We start from the raw sequence: 22,135 nt of genomic DNA, 5'->3' as shown, positions 1-22,135 counted from the left end.
TTGTTATACTATGAATTATTCTAAAAGTTTTTTACTCTTCGTATTTATCTGTTGTTTATCTATCAGGGTAAATGCACAGTTTATAAGTATCGACGATCAAAAAACACCAAAGCAGCTTGTTGAAGATGTATTAGTTAACAGTTCTTGTGTTTCTATAACAAATATAACCGGAACAGGAGATGATTTTACTCCCGGAAAAAATAGCTATGCTTATTTTAATTCCGGGACAAGTAATTTTCCTTTTTCCGAAGGAATTATACTCACAACTTCAACAAGTACAAATGCAGTTGGTCCTTATGTGAGCGATCCCGGAGGCGGAGATCCAAACTGGAAAGGTGATATCGACCTGAATCAGGGATTGGGAATTAATTCGATAAACGCTACGGCATTAGAATTCGATTTTGTTCCGTTGACGGATTTTTTGAGTTTCAATTATATTTTTGCATCTAATGAATATCAATATTTTTATCCTTGTCAATATTCAGATGGATTTGCTTTTTTAATTAAAGAAGCCGGAACAGATCAGCCTTATAAAAATTTAGCAATATTACCAGATACAACTACTCCTGTTTCGTCTACAAATGTTCACCCTAAAATTGAGCCAAATATTGGTCTTAACGGAGATCCTTATGAAGGTTGTCCAGCTGTAAACGAACAATACTTTGAAGGCTTAAACAACTTATTCAGTCCTGTAAATTATGCCGGCCAGACGATTGTAATGAATGCCCAAACAGATGTAGTTGCAGGAAAAAAATACCACATTAAGCTTGTTATTGCTGATGATAAAAACAGATATTATGATTCGGCAGTTTTTCTACAGGCAGGAAGTTTCTCTTCTAAAATTGATTTTGGCCCCGACCAGACAGCTTTAAATAATGATCCCGCATGTTTTGGAGAACCCGTAACTTTAAACACCAATTTATCACCAACTTATTTGTACAAATGGTATAAAGATGGCGTTTTGCTCCCTGCTGAACACAGTCCGTCATACAGCCCGACAGAATCTGGAACTTATAGCGTAGAATGCACACTTTCGCCTGCAATTTGTGTTTTAAAAGGAGAAATTAAAATTGAATTTGCTGCAGAAATTTTATCTACTAATACTTCATTATTTCAATGTGATGATAATACCGACGGAATTAGCATTTTTAATTTAACTAAGGTTGATGATATTGTAAAAAATAATGCAACTGATATTACAAACAGTGGTTATTACGAATCATTAGCAAATGCTCAGGCAAAGACAAACCAAATTATAAATCCGGAAAAATATACTAACAAAACAGCAAACCAAATTGTTTTTGCCCGACTGGAAAACAAATATGGCTGTTATAAAATTGCCGAAGTAACATTGCAAATTTCACCTGAAACAATTCCGGATCAAACTCCGGTTGCAACTTGTGATGGCGATGACAAGCAAGATGGTTTTTATCAATTTGATCTTGATGCGCAGGTTAGTCCGCAAGTTCTTGCAGGTTTGCCAAACGGATTGGTTGTTAATTATTATGCAACTGCCAATGATGCTTTGCTTGAAACCAATCAGCTATCAAATATTTTTAAAAATACAACTGCATCTAATCAAACCATTTATGCCCGCGCGATTAACGGACCTGATTGTTATGATATTACACCTGTTCCGCTTGTTGTAAATACTTTTGATCCGCCTAATTTTGAAGATGAATCTAAAATTATATGCAAAGGTTCGCAAATTACATTGGCCGTTGCCACAACTTTCAGCAGTTATTTATGGAGTACGGGAAGTACAGAAAATCATATTGAAATTACGGATGCCGGAGATTATTCTGTAACTGTAAAAGATGCAAATGGCTGCGGGAAAACTAAAAATTTCAAAGCAATTTTATCTGAACCGGCCACGATAACGAATGTTGCGATAAAAGATTTTTCTGGAGTCGATAATTCAGTTTTAATAGAATATACAGGTTCCGGAGATTATGAATTTTCGTTAGACGGAATGGTTTTTCAGGATGATCCATTATTTATCAGAGTAAATCCGGGTATTTATAATGCTGTTGCAAGAGATAAAAACGGATGCGGAATATCAAACGTATTGATTGTATATGTTTTAGATTACCCAAGATTTTTTACGCCAAACGGAGATGGATATAATGATTTATGGGCTGTAAAAGATTTCGACCAGCTTCCTCCTTACAAAGTGAGCATCTTTGATCGTTATGGAAAATTATTAAAACAAATGGATCAAAATAGTCCAGGCTGGAACGGATTATTTAACGGTCAGCAATTACCTTCAGACGATTATTGGTTTACTTTTATTTTAGAAGACGGACAAACCATTAAAGGTCACTTTAGTATAAAGAGATAAAATAATGTTTTGATTCATATATTTCGCGTTTTATATATTTGATTTAAGGAGAGATATATGAAATCTATTCGGTTATTATTATTCATTTCCATGCTATATGCAATTCCGGTTTCTGCACAAAAAGAAGCTGCAATTTGGTATTTTGGTTATGGAGCAGGATTAGATTTTAATTCCGGAAGTCCCGTTGCCTTAACCAACGGAAAATTATTTACTAACGAAGGCTGCGCTACCATTTCTGATAAAAACGGAAACCTGCTTTTTTATACGGATGGTTCACTTGTTTATGATAAAAGCCACCAGATAATGCCCAACGGAACCGGACTTTTGGGACATCGATCAAGTACACAATCTGCTATTATAGTTCCAAAACCAAAAGATCCAAATTTATATTACATTTTTACGGTAGACGAACCCAATCCTGCAAACGTAGATACTAACCCAACAAATGATGAAGATCCTCCAAATAGCGGCTTAAATTATTCTTTAGTTGATATAAGATTAAACAATGGGTCTGGGAGATATCGTTTCTTCTGAAAAAAACATTCCTCTTATTACTTATGATGTAAATAATGCAGAAGATGTAAAATTCAAATGCTCAGAAAAAATTACTGCTGTACAACATAGTGATGGGCTTTCGTTTTGGGTTGTAACGCATTTCAGAAATACTTTCTATAGTTTTAAAATAAGTACAACTGGCGTTGATCAAAATCCTATTAAAACCATAACTGCACAGGACATGTCGTTGGGTGGGTACAATGCTAATGCAATTGGATATTTAAAAGCATCTCCTAACGGAAAAAAAATTGCAATCGCCAATATGTCTACAAAAACTTCAAATGAGCTGAATGCAAATGGCCAGATCAAACGAAATACCGGAAATGTATACCTTTATAATTTTGACACTAATACTGGTGTTTTAAGCAATGAAACTCTTCTTTATAATAATATTGATCCGTACGGAATAGAATTTTCTGCAAAATCAGCAAAACTCTACATGACGTACAACACCTACAATGCAATTGGAACCGCTCAAGGAAGCAGCTTGATACAATTTGACTTAAAAAAAACCGATGTTGTCAACTCAAGGCAAACCATAAATTCTTCTAATTATGTTGCAGGAGCGCTTCAGCTTGCCATTGATGAAAAAATTTACAGATCAGGTTATTCACTTACAGAAAACAATGTCAGCAAGTTATCTGTAATTAATAATCCCGAAGCTGATGGGACTAATTGTAATTTTATTCAAAACAAAATTGATCTGAAAGCTGGAACTTCAAAACTCGGACTTCCGCCTTTTATCACTTCTTTATTTCTATATACTTTTGATTATGAATTTAATTGTTTAGGCGAATCAACACATTTTTACATTAATTCTAAAGAAACAATAGATAGTGTATTGTGGAACTTTGGGGACGGAAGTACTTCTACAAATAAAGACGCTCATCACACCTATGCAGCAGCCGGAGATTATAAGGTAACATTAATAAAAACAGTAAACGGAGAAAATAGAGAACCATTAGAAAGGACAATAACTATTTTCGATAAACCAGCTGTAATTACAACACCTTATAAATTAATTCAATGTGATACGCAGGACAGCAATTCTTTAGACGGATTGGCTACTTTTAATCTTTCTGCTGCAAACGAAGCGATTACTTTAGGACATAATGATTATGAAGTATTTTATTATCATACCCAAAATGAAGCTGAATCCGATATTGATAATACACTTTCTTTAAATCCTATTTACAAAAATACAGTTCCTAAAGAAGTGCTTTATGCCAAAATAAGTCAGCAAAATTCATCTTGTTATAGTATTGCAACGATAATTCTGCAAGCCAATCCGAGTGTTTCAATCTTACCGGAAGATCTTCATAAATGCGATTTAGGAGATGGAAAAGCCGAATTTGATTTGGAAGAAAAAAAACAGCTTATCAAAACTCAATTGAACTTGCCTTCTGACGTTAAATTATTTTTTTACAATAGTGAAAATGACGCTTCATTATCATTAAATGAAATCAAAAATACCATAACTACAAATGCTAAAACAGTATTTATAAGAGCTGAAAATAGCGATGGCTGTTATGGAACCGGAAAATTTGAACTTGTAGTTGATCCGGTTCCAGTTTTAATAAATGCACAGCAAAAAGTGATTTGCGAATCCGGAGCAAATACAGCAGTCGTTTTAGAATCCAATCTTCCGTTATCTCAAATTAATGATTATACTTATTTATGGTCAAATGGCGCTACAAGTCCAACTATTACAGTTAGCCAAGAAGGAAATTATACGCTTACGATCGAAAACAAATCCGGATGTAAAGCGACTTCAGATCATCCTGTAAAATTATCTCGCACCGCTGTAATAAACCACATAGAAATAAACGATTTAAATACTTTAAATGAAGTAATTGTAGACGTACAAAATCCTGAAGATTACCAATACAGGATTCACTTTCAGAATGGAACCTATAGTGAATTTCAAAATTCCGGAATCTTTGAAAATGTTCCCGGAGGTTTTCATGAATTAATTATTGAAAACATAAAGGGCTGCGGAAGAATAACTAAAAGTTTCGCCGTTTTAAATGCTCCAAAATATTTCACGCCTAATAATGACGGTTATAACGATTATTGGAATTTCATCGGAATAAATGATCTTATTTATAAAAATGCACTTATTTATATTTATGACCGTTACGGAAAATTATTAAAACAATTATCTCCTTTTGACCAAGGCTGGGATGGAAACTATACCGGACAACCTATGCCAGCTTCAGATTATTGGTTTACCATTAAACTGGAAGACGGACGTGAAGCAAAAGGTCATTTTAGTTTGAAAAGATAAACTAAAGAAATTCCAACCCTAAAAATTCCAAATTCCAATATTTGATTAAATTCCAAAAACTTTTTAATCAAAAAAAATCCCAAACTCCTTAATTGGAATTTGGGATTTCTATATTTAAATTTAAAACGTATTAGATTTTAAATCTTTTTCTATCAGTTTCTGTCAAATAGATTTTTCTCAAACGAATAGATTTTGGCGTAACCTCTACATATTCATCTTTTTGAATGTACTCTAAAGCTTCTTCAAGAGAGAAAATAATTGGTGGAATGATTCTTGCTTTTTCATCATTTCCAGAAGAACGAACGTTAGATTGTTTTTTCTCTTTAGTTACGTTTACACACATATCATCAGCACGAGAGTTTTCTCCAATTACCTGACCTTCGTAAATTTCAGCATTTGGTTCAACAAAAAACTTACCACGATCTTGCAATTTATCGATAGAATAAGGAATAGCTTTTCCTTTTTCCATAGAAATCAATGAACCTTTGTTACGTCCGGCAATTTCTCCTTTGTAAGGCTCATACCCAATAAAACGGTGTGCCATAATAGCCTCACCAGCTGTTGCAGTAAGTAATTGGTTACGCAATCCAATAATTCCACGAGATGGAATATTAAATTTCACAATCATACGCTCTCCTTTAGTTTCCATAGAAAGCATTTCTCCTTTACGCATTGTAACGAATTCAACTGCTCTACCTGAAAGGTTTTCTGGTAAATCGATTGTCAATTCTTCAATTGGCTCACATTTTTTACCATCAATTTCTTTGATGATAACTTGTGGCTGACCAATTTGTAATTCATACCCTTCTCTTCTCATTGTTTCAATAAGAACAGATAAGTGAAGTACTCCACGACCAAAAACCATGAATTTATCAGCAGAATCAGTTTCACCTAACTTCATCGCTAAGTTTTTCTCTAATTCTTTTGTCAATCTTTCTCTAATATGACGAGAAGTTACAAATTTACCTTCTTTACCAAAGAAAGGTGAATCGTTAATGGTGAACAACATACTCATTGTTGGCTCATCAATTGCGATAGTTTGTAAAGCTTCAGGATTTTCAGAATCGGCGATAGTATCTCCAATTTCAAAACCTTCAACTCCAATAATAGCACAAATATCCCCAGCAATTACTTGTTGTACTTTTTTACGGCCTAAACCTTCAAAAGTATGTAATTCTTTAATACGTGATTTTATAATTTTACCGTCTCTTTTTACCAAAGAAATTGGCATTCCTTCATTTAATACACCTCTTTCAAGACGACCAATAGCGATACGACCTGTAAATGCAGAGAAATCTAAAGATGTAATCAACATTTGAGGAGTTCCTTCAGATACTTTAGGAGCTGGTACGTTTTTGATTACCATGTCTAATAAAGGCTCGATGTTATCTGTTTGGTTTCTCCAATCATCAGACATCCAGTTGTTTTTAGCAGAACCGTAAACAGTTGGAAAATCCAATTGTTCTTCAGTAGCGCCTAATTCAAACATTAAGTCAAAAACTTTTTCATGAACTTCTTCAGGAGTACAGTTTTCTTTATCAACTTTATTGATAACTACACAAGGTTTAAGACCTAAATCAATAGCTTTTTGTAATACAAAACGCGTTTGTGGCATTGGACCTTCAAAAGCATCAACTAGCAAACATACACCATCGGCCATGTTTAATACACGTTCTACTTCACCACCAAAATCGGCGTGGCCAGGAGTGTCAATAATATTGATTTTTGTTCCTTTATATTGAACTGATACGTTCTTTGAAGTAATAGTAATACCTCTCTCACGCTCTAAATCGTTATTATCAAGAATTAAATCACCTGTATTTTCGTTGTCACGAAATAATTGACAGTGATACATAATTTTATCAACCAAAGTGGTTTTACCGTGATCGACGTGGGCAATAATTGCAATGTTTCTAATAGATTCCATCTGTGATTTTTAATGGGTGCAAAGGTACACTTTATTTTGATATAAAAAACGTTTCTGCGATAGTTTGCGTATAGACAAGTAATTAGTTCATCAAAAACAGTGTAAATTTAAGTCTAAAATGAACTTTTGTTATTGTTTAATTATAGTTAATTTAACTATATTTGAGTAATGAAAAGTAAAACTCTCCAAATTACTCTAGTTTACGTTATCATATCGTTATTTATGGCAGCAGCTTGTCATAAATTACTTACTACTTACTTTTCCAAAGCAGAATATTTTTACCTTTTTTTCATAAAAGACATCTTTTTTATCCTAACTACAGGCTTCGTTTTCAGATATATACTCTCTAAAAACGAAAGCAAAAATGCGGCAGTTTTCGAAAAATTAAAAGAGACAAATGAAGAAATCAAAGAATCGAACGAAAAATATGACATTGTAGCAAAAGCAACAAGTGATACAATTTGGGATTGGAAAATTCAGGAAGACAGCATTAATTGGAACAAAGGAATTGAAGTTATTTTTGGTTACAATCCAGCAGAAGTTGGAAAAACTTCAAAATGGTGGTTTGACAAAATTCACCCCGAAGACAGCATCAGAATGTCTATTAAACTATACTCTTTTATAGAGCAAAAAACAGAAAAATGGCAGGATCAATATCGTTTTAGATGTGCTGACGGAACTTACAAATATGTTTTGGACAGAGGTTTTCTATTAAAAGATGAAAACGGAAGAGCTATCAGAATGATCGGAGCGATTCAGGATATTACCAAACAAAAAGAAGAAGAACAGCGATTAAAACTATTAGAAACCGTAATTACACAATCTAAAGATTCCATATTAATTACAGAAGCCAATTCAGCAAATCGCAGAATTCCGAAAATAGTATACGTCAATCCGGCATTTTCACAAATGTCAGGATATTTATCCAATGAAATAATCGGAAAATCGCCTAATATTTTTAAAGGTCCGAAATCTGACTCCGAAGAATTAAAAAAATTGTTGCGGGCTATAAAAAACGAAGAAGAATGTTTAATAGAAACCATTACATATACCAAAAATAAAGAAGAATATTGGGTTCGGTTTTCTATGATTCCTATTTTTAATAACGAAGGGATTATTTCGCACTGGATTTCTATTCAGAGAGATATAACTGACGAGAAAAAATTAGAAACAGAAAAAGAACATCTTATACGTGAATTAACACAGAATAATAAAGATTTAAAGCAATTTTCATACATTACATCACATAATTTAAGAGCCCCATTATCTAATTTAATCGGACTTTTAAATCTTATTGAAGACATTCCCTTTGAAAATTCCGAGCTGGAAGAAATTCTGGCAGGCTTCAACAAATCCACACATTTATTAAATGAAACAATCAATGATTTAGTAAAAGTTATCATCATCAAGGACAATCCTTCAATGCAAAAAGAAGAGGTTTCCTTAAAAGAAGTATTTGAAAATGTTTTCAGTCAATTGTCTTTTCAAATCGAATTACACAAACCAATTATTAAACTTAAATTTGATAAGGTTCCATTATTAAACACAAACAAAGCTTATATTGAAAGTATTTTACTTAATTTGCTCACTAATTCCATAAAATACAAATCGGAAAATAGAAAGCTAAAAATATCTATTACAGCAGAACAAATAGATCATAAAGCAATCTTAACGTTCAAAGACAACGGGATAGGAATTGATTTAGAAAGAAATCGGGATAAAGTTTTCGGATTATATCAAAGATTTCATAATTACCCGGACAGCAAAGGTTTAGGCTTATATCTTGTAAAATCACAGGTAGAAACCATGGGAGGAACTATTAGTATTGACAGCGAAGTCAATAAAGGAACAACATTTACAATAATTTTTAAAAATTAATATATGCTTCAGCAAATTTTATGCATTGACGACGACCCAATCACGTTAATGTTGTGCAAAAAAGTAATTTCGAAATCTTTATTTTCAAACGAAATTATTACGGCACAAAATGGCGAAGAAGCATTGCATCATTTTAACACCTTAAAATATACCAACAATAAAAACAAGGTAAACAAAAAACCGGAGCTGATTTTTTTAGATTTAAATATGCCTGTAATGGGAGGTTGGGAATTTTTAGATCATTTTACTTCTGTAGATTACGCTGAATTTAACAAAGCTAGTGTAATCGTATTATCATCAACAATTGATCCTGATGATCTTGCCAAAGCAAAAAAATACCCTATAATTATCGATTTCCTGTCTAAACCAATTACACAACCTATGTTGGAATATCTTAAAAAGAAAATCGAAATCTAGAAGAAATCTATTCAGAAATCATTTCTTTTCATAATATTAATAATGGCGTTTCCCTTCGGGTCGGACTGTACGCTAAATGTTGTAGGGAAACATTAAAAAATTAACTCCATATATTTAACGCAGAGAACGCTAAGGTTTTTTTTGCAGAGTTCACTAAGATTTAAGTTGTGTTCACACAATCTAAGTCCGCAAAGCTTTGTGAATTTTGTGTTTTACTAAACTTAGCATATTAAAAAAATTTGCGTTCTCTGTGGTATTTTTTCTCTACAAGTTTTAGGATTGATTCAAAAATTCATAATTTTAAATAATACAAAACTGGATAAAGTTTCTAATCCTGGAGTTTGGGATTTTAAAAACTGGAGTTTTACTCTGCTATAAAACAAAAAAAGTCCTCTAAAAGAGGACTTTTTTTTATATATTAGGAAATTGTAATTAATTACAATTTAGCAACATGTTTCGTTAATTTAGACTTCAGGTTAGAAGCTTTATTATCATGAATAATGTTCTTTTTAGCTAATTTATCAATCATAGAAATAACAGTTGATAATTTTGAAGAAGCATCAGCTTTATCAGTAGCTAATCTTAATGCTTTAATAGCGTTACGAGTAGTTTTATGTTGATATCTGTTAAGAACTCTTCTTTTTTCGTTACTTCTGATTCTTTTTAATGCTGACTTATGATTTGCCATTTTCTTTTAATTTTAGATGTAATAATTATTATAAATACTAGTTAAAAAAGAAAAACCTCCCACAATTGCAAAACAATCACTTTGGTTTTAACTAATAAAACAAAAATCGAGACACCAATTTTTATTTTACAAAACTTATTTACAACTAATTTGTAGTCTGTAAGGGAATCGAACCCCTGTTACCAGGACGAAAGCCTGGAGTCCTAACCCCTAGACGAACAGACCAACATTCTTCTAAGTTTTTCTATATTTAAATAGAGGTATTATTGTAGCCCGTAGCGGAATCGAACCGCTCTTACATGGATGAAAACCATGCGTCCTAACCGATAGACGAACGGGCCATTTTAATTCTCAGTATTTCAAGAACAATTTGCAGTAAAAAAGTAGTAGCCCGTAGCGGAATCGAACCGCTCTTACATGGATGAAAACCATGCGTCCTAACCGATAGACGAACGGGCCTGCTTCTCTAATGCGGATGCAAAAATACAACTATTTTTAAGATGTACAATACCTGATGTAAAAAAAATTAAAAAAAATTAATATGCCTTTGCAAACAGCACTCTTTTTGAAGAAGGATTCCCAGTAAATACACAGGTTCCCGCCTCTTCTTTGCTATCTAAAGGTATGCAGCGAATTGTCGCTTTTGTCAAGTCTTTTATCTTCTCTTCGGTAGCAGCAGTACCATCCCAATGAGCCGACACAAAACCTGCTTTACCTTCTAAAACTTCTTTAAACTCCTCAAAACTATTTACTTCGGTAATATGAGTATTACGATACTCTAATGCTTTATTAAATAAATCGCTTTGAATCTGTTCTAACAGATCGTTTACATAATTTATAATTCCTTCTGCTGAAACAACCTCTTTTGTCAAAGTATCACGTCTTGCAACCTCAAAAGTTCCGTTTTCTAAATCTTTTGGACCAACAGCAATTCGAACAGGAACTCCTTTCAATTCCCATTCAGCAAATTTGAATCCTGGTTTTTGAGTCGTTCTGTCATCATATTTAACTGAAATCTTCAATTTTTTCAACTTGGCAGTTAATTCATTAACCGCAACAGTAATTTCTGCCAATTGTTCATCTGTTTTATAAATCGGAACAATCACAACTTGTATTGGCGCCAAATTAGGAGGCAAAACCAATCCCTGATCATCAGAATGTGTCATAACCAAAGCCCCCATCAAACGAGTAGAAACTCCCCATGAAGTTCCCCAAACGTGTTCTTGTTTTCCTTCGGCGTTGGCAAACTTCACATCAAATGCTTTTGCAAAATTCTGACCTAAAAAGTGAGAAGTTCCGGCTTGTAATGCTTTTCCGTCCTGCATCAATGCTTCAATACAATACGTTTCATCTGCACCAGCAAAACGTTCTGTTTCGGTTTTTATACCTTTTACCACAGGAATCGCCATAAAGTTTTCTGCAAAATCGGCATAAACATTCATCATTTTTTCAGATTCCTCCAAAGCTTCTGCCTTTGTAGCATGAGCGGTGTGCCCTTCCTGCCATAAAAACTCAGCAGTTCTTAAAAACAAACGCGTACGCATTTCCCAGCGCACCACATTTGCCCATTGGTTAATCAATAAAGGCAAATCTCTATAAGATTGCACCCATCCTTTATATGTAGACCAAATAATTGCTTCACTTGTTGGACGAACAATAAGTTCTTCCTCTAATTTAGCATTCGGATCAACCATCAGTTTTCCGGGTTTATCTGGATCATTTTTTAATCTGTAATGTGTTACAATAGCACATTCTTTCGCAAATCCTTCTGCATTTTTTTCCTCAGCTTCAAACATGCTTTTAGGCACAAATAAAGGGAAGTACGCATTTTGATGCCCTGTTTCTTTAAACATTCGATCTAACTCAGCTTGCATTTTTTCCCAAATAGCATATCCGTATGGTTTAATAACCATACATCCTCTAACTCCTGAATTTTCGGCTAGATCTGCTTTAACAACCAGCTCGTTATACCACTTTGAATAATCTTCTGATCTTGTAGTGAGGTTCTTACTCATATTGAATAGTTTGGCACAAATTTTGTTTTAATAATTTTAACTAAATAGTTCCACAAAACTAACTATTTTTGTAATGTGCAACAATAAAAAACACCACAGATATGAAAACTTCTATTTCTCTTCGCCAAAACTCAAGTTATCTATACCTATTTGGATTATTGAGTTTTCTAGTAACGTCATGTGGTTCTTACCAAAATACATCGTATCAGGATAATGATGGAGTATATGGTGGTTCACAAAGAACGTACGCTCAAACAAATACCACAAACACTAATAATCAATATAAGGATTACTTTAAATCATTACAAGACGACAATCAGCCAACTGAAATTTTTACAGATGTTGACAGTTATGGTAATTATGCTGAAAATGACAGCACACAAACTGCCACAGCAGCTTACCCAGCTTGGGGAAGTGCAAATTCAGACGTTGCCGTAAATGTTTACTCTAACCCTTCATGGTCATTTGGTTTAGGATTTGGATACCCTTATTATGGATGGGGTTACGGAGGTTATTGGGGTTACCCAGGATATGCTTGGGGATACCCGGGATATTGGGGACCTGGATGGGGATATCCCGGATATTGGGGTGGAGGTTACTACGGATATAACAATTACGCTTACAACTATGGCAGAAGAGGATCTGCAGCTTACTACGGCGGAAGAAATTATGCTTACAACAGAAACTACACCAATAGAGGATCTTACACAAACAGAAATTACACCAATAGAAACTATACTACCAACAGAAGCTACACTAACAGATCAAACGGTTACTCAGATTACAGAAGAAATTCTTCTGTAAATGGAAGAACATACAACACTAGCCCAACTTTTACTAATAGAAGAGGTACCGCAAGTAATGGTTATGACTATTCTGGCGGAAGATCAAGCGCAGCTACTACCAACAGAAGTTACAACTACAACAACGGTAACAGCAACTCATCAAGAAGCTACTCTCCTAGCCCATCTCGTTCTATGAATAGCGGTGGTGGCGGAAGCATGAGATCGTCTGGCGGCGGTGGCGGTGGCGGAGGAAGATCATATGGCGGTGGCGGAGGAGGCGGAAGAAGATAACCACTTCTTTGCAAATCAAAAATCACATTAAAAAACTTACCTAATGAAAAAAATATTCTTCCTATTTATTACAGGACTAACTTTTAGCGTCTCACATTCACAAGAAGTGTCAGATGCTGTTCGCTACTCGCAGGACAATTTAACAGGAACTGCAAGATTCAGAGCCATGAGTGGTGCTTTTGGAGCTGTTGGAGGAGATTTATCTTCTATAACTGTAAACCCTGCAGGATCTGCTGTATTCAACAACAATCAGGTTGGTTTAACATTAAGCAATCAAAATCTTGCTAATAACTCTATTTATCTTAATGGAAACCAAACTCAAAACAAAGACAATTCGTTCATCCTGAATCAGGCTGGTGGTATTTTTGTTTTCAAAGACAGAAACCCGAATAATGGATGGAATAAAGTTGTAATTGGGGCAACTTATGAAAATACCAATAATTTTGACAGCAATACCTTCTCTGTTGGAAGTAATCCAAATTCTGTAGCAAACTATTTTTTAGCTTATGCTAACGGAATTCCTTTGGGCGACATTAAAAATATACCTTACAGAGATCAATTTTATGATGAGCAACAGGCTTATCTGGGTTATAATGGTTTTATAATAAATCCTGCCATTGATAATAACAGTAACACACAATATAACTCTAACGTCCCTACAGGAGGGAATTACTATCAGGAAAATGAAATTTACGCCAGGGGATACAATAGTAAATTAAGCTTTAACATTGCAACTTCATACAAAGACCGCATTTTTCTGGGGGCAAACTTAAATGTACACATTACAGATTATAGAAGATCAAGCAGCTTTTATGAATACAACAACAATGATCTTACTTCGCAAGAAACGATTTCTGATTTAAGATTCAATAATGAACTATATACATATGGTAATGGCTTCTCTTTTCAATTAGGAGCAATCGCCAAAGTTACTGAAGCTTTCAGACTTGGATTAGCTTACGAATCAAACACTTGGTATGAACTATATGATGAAGTTTCACAAAGTGTTTATACAACCAGACAAGCTGCAAATAGCCCTGAACTTTTTGCAGATGTAAATCCAAATATTATAAATGTATATGAGCCTTATACTTTGCAAACTCCAGGTAAATTTACTTTTAGCGGTGCTTATGTATTTGGAAAATCAGGATTAATTAGCGTTGATTATTCTATTAAAGATTACGGAAACACAAAATATAAACCTACAAGTGACGCAGGTTTCAGAGGAGTTAATAACGATATGAGCAATCAACTGACCAGCAATGGAGAATTAAGAGTTGGTGCTGAATATAAAATAAACCGATTAAGCCTACGTGGCGGTTATCGTTTTGAAGGCAGTCCTTATAAAAACGGAACTACGATTGGGGATTTAAACAGTTATTCCGGAGGTTTAGGATATAATTTTGGAGGAACAAAAGTAGATTTAGCATATTCTTATCTGGAAAGAAAATCAAATCAAGGATTTTTTGCTACCGGATTTACTGATGGAGCTAATATTACATCAAAACTAAACAATGTTACTTTGACTTTATTATTTGAATTGTAATTAAGAATAAATATATGAATTGAATTTCCGTCAGGTTTCTGCCTGACGGATTTTTTTTAGCCCTGATGGAAGTGACATCCTTTTGTGTCCGCCAACGGCAGATACAAAAGATATAACGAACAGACAGTTCCAAAAGCTATCAGGAAGCTTCATAAAAAACATCTAAAAGAAACGGAAACAAGCGCTGTTTGAATAAAAAAGTGTAATTTTGCACTCCAATTTATAAAAGTATGAGAACCAAGTCTTTAAAAAAGAACAAAATTAACGTAATCACTCTTGGGTGTTCGAAAAATGTATATGATAGTGAAGTCCTTATGGGTCAGCTTCGTGCAAACGGAAAAGAAGTTGAACATGAAGCTCCTGCAGAAAGAGAAGGAAACATTATCGTAATCAACACTTGCGGTTTTATTGACAATGCCAAAGCAGAATCAGTAAATATGATTTTGGAATATGCTGATAAAAAAGACAAAGGACTTGTGGACAAGGTTTTTGTAACAGGATGTTTATCTGAACGTTACAGACCAGATTTAGAAAAAGAAATTCCGAACGTAGATCAATATTTTGGTACAACTGAATTACCTCAATTATTGAAAGCTTTAGGAGCCGATTATAAACATGAATTATTAGGAGAGCGTTTAACGACTACTCCAAAAAACTATGCTTATTTAAAAATTGCCGAAGGATGCGACAGACCTTGCAGTTTTTGTGCGATTCCGTTAATGCGTGGCAAACACGTTTCTCAATCTATCGAGAAATTAGTTAAAGAAGCTGAAGGTTTAGCTAAAAATGGCGTTAAAGAATTAATCTTAATCGCGCAGGATTTAACGTATTACGGACTTGATCTTTATAAAAAGAGAAATCTTGCTGAACTTTTAGAAGCTTTGGTAAAAGTTGAAGGTATTGAATGGATTCGTTTGCATTATGCCTTCCCTACTGGTTTTCCAATGGATGTTTTGGAAGTAATGAAACGCGAGCCAAAAATTTGTAATTATATTGATATTCCGTTGCAGCATATTTCAGATTCTATTTTGAAATCTATGCGTCGTGGTACAACTCAGGCTAAAACAACTCAACTGTTGAAAGATTTTCGTGCTGCTGTTCCCGGAATGGCCATCAGAACTACTTTAATCGTTGGATATCCCGGAGAAACTCAGGAAGATTTTGAAATTTTGAAAGATTTCGTTCAGGAAATGAAATTTGACAGAATGGGATGTTTCGCTTATTCTCATGAAGAAAATACACATGCTTATTTATTGGAAGATGATGTTCCGGACGATGTAAAACAAGCAAGAGCTAATGAAATCATGGAGTTACAATCTCAAATTTCATGGGATTTGAATCAGGAAAAAGTTGGTCAAGTATATAAATGTATTATTGACAGAAAAGAAGGTGCACATTTTGTGGGCAGAACTGAGTTTGATAGCCCTGATGTTGATAACGAAGTTTTAATAGATGCCTCTAAACATTACGTAAAAACAGGTGATTTTGTTAATATTAGAATAATAGAAGCAACAGAATTTGATTTATACGGAGAACCTGCTTAAATTTACGCTAAACAAATCAATTTTAGATAAAGACATTATGAAACCTACACAATTTTTATTCCTTTTGGTTTTCACCCTATTCTGTTTCAATTCTGTTTCGGCTCAATACGGAAACGGATATAATAATGGTTACGGAGGCGGAGGTTATGGCGGCGGAGGTTACGGCGGAAGAGGCGGCAGCGGAATGGACAGAAGCATGGTTCCAGGTCAACAACCACAAGGTGCCCAAAAGCCTAAAGAAATACCAGCAGAAGAAACTGCCGGGAAAATTGTAGAACAAATGACGCCTGAGGTTAAGCTTGATGAACTGCAAGCAATTGCAATTACAAATGTTTTGGCTGACAGTTTAAGAGAACAAGGTATTCTATTAAAAAACGAAAGCAGTAATCAGGATCAAAAAATTGAGCAAATTAAAGCTTTGAGAGAAAGTACTAATAAAAAAATAACTGCTTTTTTGAATCCGGACCAAGTGGAAAAATACACTGCTTTTATGGCCAGTTTTAAAGAAATCAAAAAAACTAAATCAAAAAAGAAAAAAGATCAAAAGGAAGAACCTAAAGAAGAAATCAAAGATACGGACGCAACAAAAGAATAATTTTTTGAAACTCCATCTATTAAAAATGTAAAAAACCATGGCAAAAAAACTTTTTTGTTATCTGATTTTAGCAATTATTATTACCTCTTGCTCTACAAATCCTTATAAACATACTGAAAAAGCTTACGACCAACAGCTTAAAAATTTAGAGAATCAAATTACCAGCAAAGAACCTCAGCCAATTCCGCCAATTAGTCCTGTTGTTATTGATACTTCTTATGCACAGCAATTAGGCATTATAAAAGATACTTTATCAAAAACCGGATCTACAGCTTTATTAAACGGCATTAATACGGAATGGGTTGGAACTGTAAATTTTAATTTAAGAAAACCCAGCTTTATTATTATTCACCATACGGCACAGGATTCTATACAGCAGACTATTAAAACGTTTACTATGACTAAAACTCAGGTAAGCGCTCATTATGTGATTTCTGAAAACGGAAAAGTGGTTCAGATGCTGAATGATTACTTAAGAGCGTGGCACGCAGGCGCATCTACCTGGGGGAAAAATACGGATTTAAATTCATCTTCTATCGGGATTGAACTTGACAACAATGGATTTAAACCTTTTACTGAAGCACAAATTAGCAGTTTAGTAGCGCTTTTGACAAAACTGAAAAAAGATTATAATATTCCGACTCAAAACATATTAGGACATGCTGATATTTCTCCGGGAAGAAAGCAAGATCCAAGTGCTTTATTCCCTTGGAAAACATTAGCAGAAAAAGGATTTGGAATCTGGCCGGATGAAGTTTTAGAAGAAGCTCCGTTTGATTTTAAAATTGAACAGGCTTTGAGAATTATAGGTTATAATACAAAAAATCTCTCGGCGGCGATTATGGCATTTAAATTACATTATATTCAGACTGATGTAACTGCTACTTTAGACCGAAAAACAATCGATACAATCTACTCGATTTATAAAAAACAACTTCAATAAGAAAGAATTCATACAAAATACAAAACGCGTTTCTAGACATTTAGAAACGCGTTTTTTTATTCCAACAAAATCGAATATTAAAAAGTTTGCCCGTGAATTTTTTTTAGCCATGAATTCACAAATTTATAGTCTTCTTCCTTTTATAATCTAAACTGTGGTGTTTTAATTTGCGCTAATTCGTGTAATTTGTGGTTAAAAAAACAACCTAGAATAATTTTTAATTCTTTGAATCTAAAGCCAAACTATATGAATTTAATTTGTGCCAATCCGAGCAATTTGTGGCAAAAAGAAACACTTAGAATAATCTTTTAAATCCATTATCCCGATAGCTATTGGGAGTGGCAAAAAACAACCACAATAAAATCAAATAAAAAAGCTGCCAAAACATTAATATGTTTCGACAGCTCCAAAAAAAAAAAAATATCAATCTTTATCTCTAGAAAGAGTATGTTGTAGCAATTAATCCGAAGAATGATCCTCCTGTTGGATTAGCATCACTATCTAAAAAGATATCTTCTGACGCAGCATCGTATCTTAACTCAGGGATTATAGTTAATTTCCCTACTTTGTAATTTAATGAAACAGTATTAGCAAATACGCTGGATCCTGTTAAAACTCCAAAGCTCGGAGCTGCATCTTTTGCATCGAAATATTCAATTCTGTATGCCAACGATAATGATGGTTTAAATGAATAATTCGCATATCCTACTAATGAAAACCATTCTCCGTCATCAACACTCGAAATGTCGTTTTTGGTTTTAGCATAAGTAGCATTAAATCCAACTGCGAAAGCATCACTTATTGTTTTTGATGCCACTAAATCAAATTGTGATTTATTATCAGTAGAAGATGGATTACTGCTTCCTGAAGTAAAATTCAAATAAGCACTTCCTGTTTCACCAACATATCCTACTTGTCCTATGTATGTTTTTTGAGTAGAACCTGCATCCATAGCCGATTTAAAATCAGTTGGATTTGTTATACCAAACATAGCTGTGAATTTTCCAGATGTATACTGTGCTTTTACCCCGGTATTAAAGAATGGCCCGTATGAAAACGCATATGACATACTGTAGTTTTTATTACCAATGGCATCTACTACTTCATAGCCAATATGAGTACTAAAACTACCGGCAACAACTTTAAATTCATCTGTAATTTGATATGTGAAATACAATTGTTTTATTAAAAATTTAGCATTTATATCTTTATCTGTTGTTTCATTATATGAAAATTCTCCTGCTCTTTTTCCGAAACCTAAATCTACAAAAACAGAAGCTTTTCCGAATGTATGCGCTGCCTGAACTGATGCCATTCCTAATTCAAATGAATCCTGAGAGTTGGTAAAGCTCGTCAATCCGTTCATTTGTTTAGAAAAATCATATTTATAATAAGCATCTGCTGACCCTCCCCAAGTGGTTGCTGGTGAAACCGGAGTCTCAGTATCATCCTGGGCAAAGGCAAAAGAACTTGTTAACATCGCGGCAATAATGTGTAATACTTTTTTCATTTTAATTGGTTTTTAGTTATTAATTGATTCTGGTTAGTTAATCTTTTATATATCTATTTAATAGTATAAGTCGTTTCTAAAACCTCTCATTCTCCCCCTAAAACCTCTTCATTTTCATTAGCGAATTTATTAACTTTTGTATGAGTAGAAGAATTCAAATCTACTTTTTTGCCGTTTTACGGCGAGAATTATGGATTACAAAAATTATTTTAACAATAATCGTGATTTGACATTATATCGGATTTATTTTTGAAAATTCAATAACACGTTTTTAATCAAACACGCCTTAAAAAATCAACATACATCGAAAAATATCACACAAACAACCAAAAAACACACATAAAAAACATTTTAAAAATAAATACCCCTATAAAAAATAGGGGTAATCATAAAAATAAATAAAATAAATAAAAAGCAGCACTTAAGAATTAGCCATTATAAGAATGAAAAAATTAATCATCAAAATTCCTACAAAAATAAAAACTCTATACTTTAATAACAGCAATATATAAATGCATAAATTTTACAATTTCAAACAAAAAAGCCTGTTCAAATCTGAACAGGCTTTTTGATACATAATATAACTCGTTTATTCTTGTGTATTGTATTTTCTTAAAAACTCACGAACTTTAATTCCAGATTCTTTTAAATCTTCATCTTTCCACTTTCCTTCGGATTTTGCCGATTTTTGCAAAATAGAGCATGTTTCGTCTTTATCAGAAACTGACCAGGTAATCCAACTCAGTTTTTTCGATTCCATCCAATCTATATATTCCTGCCATGCTTTCATATTAAGCGGTCCGTCTCCGGAAGCTTCCATTCCGGCAGATTCAGAAATAAAAATAGGCAAACCGCTTTTTATAGCATCATCTGTTCTGTCTCTTAATTCTTTGCCGTGTGTTGCTGCATAAAAATGCATGGTATACATTAAATTATCATAATCTCTGATTGGATCTTCTGCGGGAAGATCAACATCCTGATCCCAATGCGGACAACCAACCAAAATAACATTATTTGGATCATTCTCCCTAATTACCTTGATTACTTCTTCGGCGTATTCCTTAACTTGTGACCAGCTCTCATAATCCGGCTCATTAAAAACCTCATATATAATGTTTGGATATTTCGCATACTTTTTAGACATCTCACCAAAAAAGTCTTTCGCTTCATTCAGATTAATATTATGACTGTGCCAATCTATGATTACATATATATCCGATTTTATTGCGCCGTTTACAACTGCCTCTATTTTATCTTTTGCAAATTGCGGATCCTTTATATAAGACCATTCTCCTAACTCAATACCCATTGCAGCGCGCACAATATTGCAATTAAAATCTTTTTTTAACCAACTAACTGCTTTTTCATTATAAAACCTCGGCCACATGCTATGCCATCCAAAACTCAATCCGCGTAATACTATTGGATTATTGTTTTTGTCTACCAATTGAGTTCCTCTGACGCTAAGCTGTCCATGATTTTTGACAAATTGTGCTTTTGAAATACAAAACATCAATAATAAGGTAATAGTGAAAAATTTAGTTTGTGATTTCATAACAATAGATTTAAGGGATTAATTTAAGCGTAATTACATCATGAGAAGCAATATCAGCAACAAAATTCTTTTTTGTGTTTCCGATTTCTTTATTTTTCCAAAGATCTTTTAATTTAAAAACTGTTTTATTGAAGTCGGCTTCATAACCAAAATCAGCATCTTTGATAGTATGTTTTTTCCAATCGAAGTTAATCTTTTTAGCAACATCGCTTCTGTTTAAGAAAGTAATCGCCCAATTTCCATCTGACAAAGGCTTTACCCAAACTTCTAATCCTTCTTCTGCCGAATATTTAAAACCCTGAACGCCTAATTTATCCTGATTTACGGCAATCAATTCCTTATTAGTTAAAATTGCCAGAGTTTCTTTTGACATTTTTCTGAAATCATTTCCGGCAATTAACGGCGACGCCATCATAGACCACATTGTAAAATGCGCTTTATCTTCCGTGTTTGTCATTCCGTCACCAACTTCCATCATATCAAAATCATTCCAATGATCCGGACCTGAATATTTACGAATATCTTTTCGCATTTCGATAATCTTCATAAACCCCCAAGACGACCAGTTTCCTTCTTCATGTTTGAATTCACAATCAAAACAAGGATAAATATCTCCGGAAATCCTCCAAAGGTTTCCAACTGGTTTTCCCCATTCCCAAGGTTGATTATCTCCCCATTCGCAAAGACTAAACACAATAGGTTTTCCGGCAGTTTTAAGCGCATTACTCATTGTTGTATAAGCTTCTTTAGCCGTAATTCCCTGCGTATTGCACCAATCGTATTTCAAGAAATCTATTCCGAGTTTCGCATAAAAACGGGCATCCTGATATTCATAACCACGTGTTCCCGGATAACCGGCACAAGTTTGTGTTCCTGCGCAATTGTACAATCCAAATTTTAAACCTTTACTGTGTACATAATCAATTACAGTTTTCATTCCGTTAGGAAATTTAACCGGATCCGGAACTAAATCTCCATTTGCATCACGTTCTTTTGTCATCCAGCCATCATCAAGTACAATATAAGTATATCCTGCGGCGGACATTCCGGATGATACCATAATATCTGCTGTTTCTTTAACTAATTTTTCGTCGATATTGGTTTCAAACGTATTCCATGAATTCCAGCCCATTGGCGGCGTCATTGCTAAACCTTCAAATTTACCTGCTGCCTGGGTATGTGTGTTTCCCTGGCTAAAACCAAAACCTGAAACGCAGAAAGCAAGTCCTAAAATAATTTTCTTCATTATTATTATATT

Annotated in this window: 16 protein-coding genes and 3 tRNA genes; 10 read left to right on the top strand and 9 right to left on the bottom strand. The window is 33.9% G+C overall.

Annotated elements, in window-relative coordinates:
• Positions 1 to 10 precede the first annotated feature (10 nt).
• From ACZ0AH_RS06270 to ACZ0AH_RS06260, 3 genes are read left to right on the top strand one after another with little or no spacing between them, the layout of a single operon-like run.
• Complete coding sequence (locus ACZ0AH_RS06270; protein WP_463474960.1) at positions 11 to 2,341, top strand: choice-of-anchor L domain-containing protein; 2,331 nt, start codon at positions 11 to 13, stop codon at positions 2,339 to 2,341.
• Positions 2,342 to 2,398: 57 nt separating this feature from the next.
• On the top strand, positions 2,399 to 2,875 hold the full coding sequence (locus ACZ0AH_RS06265) for a hypothetical protein (protein WP_463474959.1): 477 nt from the start codon (positions 2,399 to 2,401) through the stop codon (positions 2,873 to 2,875).
• Positions 2,847 to 5,183: a T9SS type B sorting domain-containing protein gene (locus ACZ0AH_RS06260; protein WP_463474958.1), complete on the top strand. Its 2,337-nt coding sequence runs from the start codon at positions 2,847 to 2,849 to the stop codon at positions 5,181 to 5,183. Before ACZ0AH_RS06265 ends, ACZ0AH_RS06260 begins: the two co-directional genes overlap by 29 nt.
• A gap of 130 nt (positions 5,184 to 5,313) precedes the next feature.
• On the opposite strand, the gene typA is transcribed toward ACZ0AH_RS06260, so the two are convergent.
• Positions 5,314 to 7,110 (bottom strand): translational GTPase TypA, encoded by a 1,797-nt coding sequence (typA, locus tag ACZ0AH_RS06255; protein ID WP_192187487.1) that lies wholly within the window; start codon positions 7,108 to 7,110, stop codon positions 5,314 to 5,316.
• A gap of 168 nt (positions 7,111 to 7,278) precedes the next feature.
• Between typA and ACZ0AH_RS06250 the strand changes: the two genes are divergently transcribed.
• Both ACZ0AH_RS06250 and ACZ0AH_RS06245 read left to right on the top strand, forming a co-directional pair.
• Positions 7,279 to 8,988: a PAS domain-containing sensor histidine kinase gene (locus tag ACZ0AH_RS06250; RefSeq protein WP_463474957.1), complete on the top strand. Its 1,710-nt coding sequence runs from the start codon at positions 7,279 to 7,281 to the stop codon at positions 8,986 to 8,988.
• Between the two features lie 3 nt (positions 8,989 to 8,991).
• Complete coding sequence (locus tag ACZ0AH_RS06245) at positions 8,992 to 9,405, top strand: response regulator (protein ID WP_463474956.1); 414 nt, start codon at positions 8,992 to 8,994, stop codon at positions 9,403 to 9,405.
• Between the two features lie 436 nt (positions 9,406 to 9,841).
• On the opposite strand, the gene rpsT is transcribed toward ACZ0AH_RS06245, so the two are convergent.
• The 5 genes from rpsT to proS all read right to left on the bottom strand — a co-directional run bounded on the left by rpsT (position 9,842) and on the right by proS (position 12,108).
• Positions 9,842 to 10,093 carry a 30S ribosomal protein S20 gene (rpsT, locus tag ACZ0AH_RS06240; RefSeq protein WP_017495211.1) on the bottom strand — a complete coding sequence of 84 codons (252 nt, stop codon included), beginning with the start codon at positions 10,091 to 10,093 and terminating at the stop codon, positions 9,842 to 9,844.
• Positions 10,094 to 10,246: 153 nt separating this feature from the next.
• Positions 10,247 to 10,318, bottom strand: a tRNA-Glu gene (locus ACZ0AH_RS06235).
• 44 nt (positions 10,319 to 10,362) lie between these two features.
• Positions 10,363 to 10,434, bottom strand: a tRNA-Glu gene (locus ACZ0AH_RS06230).
• A gap of 46 nt (positions 10,435 to 10,480) precedes the next feature.
• Positions 10,481 to 10,552, bottom strand: a tRNA-Glu gene (locus ACZ0AH_RS06225).
• A gap of 77 nt (positions 10,553 to 10,629) precedes the next feature.
• On the bottom strand, positions 10,630 to 12,108 hold the full coding sequence (gene proS, locus ACZ0AH_RS06220) for a proline--tRNA ligase (RefSeq protein ID WP_463474955.1): 1,479 nt from the start codon (positions 12,106 to 12,108) through the stop codon (positions 10,630 to 10,632).
• 101 nt (positions 12,109 to 12,209) lie between these two features.
• On the opposite strand from proS, the gene ACZ0AH_RS06215 reads away from it, so the two are divergent.
• The 5 genes from ACZ0AH_RS06215 to ACZ0AH_RS06195 all read left to right on the top strand — a co-directional run bounded on the left by ACZ0AH_RS06215 (position 12,210) and on the right by ACZ0AH_RS06195 (position 17,812).
• Entirely contained in the window at positions 12,210 to 13,184 is a 975-nt protein-coding gene (locus tag ACZ0AH_RS06215; RefSeq protein WP_463474954.1) for a hypothetical protein, read from the top strand.
• Positions 13,185 to 13,227: 43 nt separating this feature from the next.
• The gene (locus ACZ0AH_RS06210) at positions 13,228 to 14,730 is read left to right on the top strand and encodes an OmpP1/FadL family transporter (RefSeq protein ID WP_463474953.1); all 1,503 of its coding nucleotides are present in this window, start codon (positions 13,228 to 13,230) and stop codon (positions 14,728 to 14,730) included.
• A 230-nt stretch (positions 14,731 to 14,960) separates the two neighbouring features.
• On the top strand, positions 14,961 to 16,274 hold the full coding sequence (rimO, locus tag ACZ0AH_RS06205; protein WP_463474952.1) for a 30S ribosomal protein S12 methylthiotransferase RimO: 1,314 nt from the start codon (positions 14,961 to 14,963) through the stop codon (positions 16,272 to 16,274).
• Positions 16,275 to 16,311: 37 nt separating this feature from the next.
• A complete protein-coding gene (locus ACZ0AH_RS06200; RefSeq protein ID WP_463474951.1) occupies positions 16,312 to 16,869 on the top strand; it encodes a hypothetical protein in 558 nt (185 codons plus the stop codon).
• A gap of 37 nt (positions 16,870 to 16,906) precedes the next feature.
• Positions 16,907 to 17,812 (top strand): N-acetylmuramoyl-L-alanine amidase, encoded by a 906-nt coding sequence (locus tag ACZ0AH_RS06195; RefSeq protein ID WP_463474950.1) that lies wholly within the window; start codon positions 16,907 to 16,909, stop codon positions 17,810 to 17,812.
• A 436-nt stretch (positions 17,813 to 18,248) separates the two neighbouring features.
• Here ACZ0AH_RS06195 and ACZ0AH_RS06190 read toward each other — a convergent pair whose 3' ends face one another.
• From ACZ0AH_RS06190 to ACZ0AH_RS06180, 3 genes are all read right to left on the bottom strand, one after another.
• Positions 18,249 to 19,322 (bottom strand): outer membrane beta-barrel protein, encoded by a 1,074-nt coding sequence (locus ACZ0AH_RS06190; RefSeq protein ID WP_463474949.1) that lies wholly within the window; start codon positions 19,320 to 19,322, stop codon positions 18,249 to 18,251.
• Between the two features lie 589 nt (positions 19,323 to 19,911).
• Entirely contained in the window at positions 19,912 to 20,877 is a 966-nt protein-coding gene (locus ACZ0AH_RS06185) for a glycoside hydrolase family 5 protein (protein WP_463474948.1), read from the bottom strand.
• Between the two features lie 10 nt (positions 20,878 to 20,887).
• Positions 20,888 to 22,123, bottom strand: coding sequence for a glycoside hydrolase family 27 protein (locus ACZ0AH_RS06180; RefSeq protein ID WP_463474947.1), 1,236 nt, complete (start codon positions 22,121 to 22,123; stop codon positions 20,888 to 20,890).
• Between the last annotated feature and the right edge of the window lie 12 nt (positions 22,124 to 22,135).

Source organism: Flavobacterium sp. AC105 (assembly GCF_979258495.1).
The sequence above is the reverse complement of the archived record's forward strand: the minus strand, read 5'-3'. Positions and strand labels throughout refer to the sequence as shown.

What these genes read in the sequence shown, in the direction of transcription:
- proS (WP_463474955.1), bottom strand. Translation starts at nt 12,108, where the DNA reads ATGAGTAAGAACCTCACTACAAGATCAGAAGATTATTCAAAGTGGTAT.
- ACZ0AH_RS06245 (WP_463474956.1), top strand. Translation starts at nt 8,992, where the DNA reads ATGCTTCAGCAAATTTTATGCATTGACGACGACCCAATCACGTTAATG.
- ACZ0AH_RS06270 (WP_463474960.1), top strand. Translation starts at nt 11, where the DNA reads ATGAATTATTCTAAAAGTTTTTTACTCTTCGTATTTATCTGTTGTTTA.
- ACZ0AH_RS06260 (WP_463474958.1), top strand. Translation starts at nt 2,847, where the DNA reads ATGGGTCTGGGAGATATCGTTTCTTCTGAAAAAAACATTCCTCTTATT.
- ACZ0AH_RS06265 (WP_463474959.1), top strand. Translation starts at nt 2,399, where the DNA reads ATGAAATCTATTCGGTTATTATTATTCATTTCCATGCTATATGCAATT.
- ACZ0AH_RS06180 (WP_463474947.1), bottom strand. Translation starts at nt 22,123, where the DNA reads ATGAAGAAAATTATTTTAGGACTTGCTTTCTGCGTTTCAGGTTTTGGT.
- rpsT (WP_017495211.1), bottom strand. Translation starts at nt 10,093, where the DNA reads ATGGCAAATCATAAGTCAGCATTAAAAAGAATCAGAAGTAACGAAAAA.
- ACZ0AH_RS06215 (WP_463474954.1), top strand. Translation starts at nt 12,210, where the DNA reads ATGAAAACTTCTATTTCTCTTCGCCAAAACTCAAGTTATCTATACCTA.
- ACZ0AH_RS06200 (WP_463474951.1), top strand. Translation starts at nt 16,312, where the DNA reads ATGAAACCTACACAATTTTTATTCCTTTTGGTTTTCACCCTATTCTGT.
- ACZ0AH_RS06250 (WP_463474957.1), top strand. Translation starts at nt 7,279, where the DNA reads ATGAAAAGTAAAACTCTCCAAATTACTCTAGTTTACGTTATCATATCG.
- ACZ0AH_RS06190 (WP_463474949.1), bottom strand. Translation starts at nt 19,322, where the DNA reads ATGAAAAAAGTATTACACATTATTGCCGCGATGTTAACAAGTTCTTTT.
- ACZ0AH_RS06185 (WP_463474948.1), bottom strand. Translation starts at nt 20,877, where the DNA reads ATGAAATCACAAACTAAATTTTTCACTATTACCTTATTATTGATGTTT.
- typA (WP_192187487.1), bottom strand. Translation starts at nt 7,110, where the DNA reads ATGGAATCTATTAGAAACATTGCAATTATTGCCCACGTCGATCACGGT.
- ACZ0AH_RS06195 (WP_463474950.1), top strand. Translation starts at nt 16,907, where the DNA reads ATGGCAAAAAAACTTTTTTGTTATCTGATTTTAGCAATTATTATTACC.
- rimO (WP_463474952.1), top strand. Translation starts at nt 14,961, where the DNA reads ATGAGAACCAAGTCTTTAAAAAAGAACAAAATTAACGTAATCACTCTT.
- ACZ0AH_RS06210 (WP_463474953.1), top strand. Translation starts at nt 13,228, where the DNA reads ATGAAAAAAATATTCTTCCTATTTATTACAGGACTAACTTTTAGCGTC.